This window comes from Chamaesiphon sp. OTE_20_metabat_361, assembly GCF_031364565.1.
In genome coordinates, this window is record NZ_JANLWO010000112.1 from 1 (window position 1) to 1,845 (window position 1,845).

Consider the following 1,845-nt stretch of genomic DNA (forward strand, 5'->3'; position numbering starts at 1 on the left):
GTTTAGTAATTTTATCATTATTACGACTCATAATAGTCAACCAACCCTGATGTTTCGAGTTGCTAACGAGCGGCACAATTTTATTTTAGAAGCTCACGCTCAAATCTATTTAATTATCGATGAAGTAACTGATGAAGGTGAATTCATGCGCCGGATTCACGAACTCAAGTTGCTCCGTCAGCGGACTCCGAGCCTTGTATTGACATGGACGCTGATGCACCCGATCGATGCTGATAGTCCGCTCTATGGTTTGGATGCACAAGATTTACAGAGACTCGATGCCAATATCAGCGTGTTAATTAGTGGTGTCGATGAAACAGTCGCCTATACGATTACCGCCCGCCATGTTTATGCTACTCAAGAAATTTTATTCGATCGGAGTTTTGAAAACATCATTCATAAGTCAGATAATGGCGATCGCTACTTTGATTATAGCCTCTTCCATCAAGTTCGCCCGAGTTCAACCATTGTCGAGCAAAAATAGCGATCGCATCGAGCCGCTCGACGAGCCTAAATTAACTCGTCGTTCACTATTCATTTGGTTCCTATCCACTAACTAAAAGATGACGTTCGATCTACCCTAGAGTTTAATAGCCACTACTTAAAAATTCGATCGAGTATTTTAAACCAATAATCGGTATAGAGAAATACTGGTAAGTTCATTATCGGATGTTGGTACAAATAATTTAATCCTAATCCGGCACTCATTCCCAATAGTTGCCAGCCAATAATCACCACTAAACTGATACGATCGCTCCAGCCGCGAGTTTTCAAATCTAAGCTAACTAAAAATCCAGCCGCAAACAAAATCACAGCATCTACAAAAAATTGGAGCCATGTGAGTAAAACAACTGACATCAGGCTACCTAGTACGATCAGAATTAGGGCGCGCGTATCAGTCTTGAAAAAGCCGCCAAACCCAATCGAGACACTCCGACTGGGGAAAGTAGCAATGCCAGCGAGAACGATCGTTCCCAAGCCAACTAGCAACCACACTTGACGATCGTTAGTCCAAGCATGTAACAACCAGCCAAAGGTGGCATAGGTAATAAATAACAGTGCTAGAGAAGTCAGTGGGGATTTAAGTTTTTGGCGATCGATCACGATAAGTTGAGACTACCGAAGATGTTAGTACCAGTTTACAATTTTCTGAAAAACTTAGCTAGTATAGTTCATTAATTAATTAGACGCAGTGGTTCAAATCCCCCACCTTCTAAGTGGATGGTTGTTAGGAGCATTTTTAAATCCCTATTCTAACAACCAAATTCTCAATTCTCAATTCTCAATTCTCAATTAATTTAATTATTTTTGGTTTTGAAGTTGGAAAGCTAGAGCGAGTGCATCTGTTGATTTTTTCCGTTCGCCAAGTTGTTGATATATCTGAGCGGCAGTTTTGAAGTCGCTGATGGTACCTGCGCGATCTTGGAGTCCCTGACGAGCGGTGGCACGATTATAATAAGCATCAGCAGCATTGGGATTTAGCTCGATTGCTTTAGTAAAATCGCGAATTGCTGCTTGAAAATCTTTGAGGTTATTGTGAGCGATACCACGATTATTGTAAGCTAGAGTATTGCTAGGTTGGAGTTGAATGCTTTTTGTATAGTCAGCCACTGCCCCAGCATTATCGCCAGATTTGCGGCGAATATTAGCACGATTGTAATAGCTAGAGTAAGTGGGGTTTAACTGAATCAATCGATCGTAATCGGCAATTGCACCCTGATTATCGCCCATTTCTAATTTCGTCCAAGCGCGATTGTTATAGGCAAGATCGTAATTAGGATTAGCTTTGATGGCGAGATCGTAATCAGCCAATGCGCCAGCGCGATCGACCATTTTATATTTAGC

Annotated in this window: 2 protein-coding genes and 1 pseudogene; 1 reads left to right on the forward strand and 2 read right to left on the reverse strand. The window is 41.5% G+C overall.

The window, feature by feature from the left end; all coding sequences use genetic code 11:
- Window positions 1–484 (forward strand): annotated as a pseudogene (locus tag RMO35_RS03165) (ATP-sensitive inward rectifier potassium channel 10); the annotation flags it as partial.
- Between the two features lie 113 nt (window positions 485–597).
- On the opposite strand, the gene RMO35_RS03170 reads toward RMO35_RS03165, so the two are convergent.
- Window positions 598–1,104, reverse strand: a complete 507-nt coding sequence (locus tag RMO35_RS03170; protein WP_309738498.1) for a hypothetical protein — start codon at window positions 1,102–1,104, stop codon at window positions 598–600.
- Between the two features lie 198 nt (window positions 1,105–1,302).
- Window positions 1,303–1,845 (reverse strand): tetratricopeptide repeat protein (locus RMO35_RS03175; RefSeq protein ID WP_309738500.1); only part of this gene is annotated, 543 nt, incomplete at its 5' end.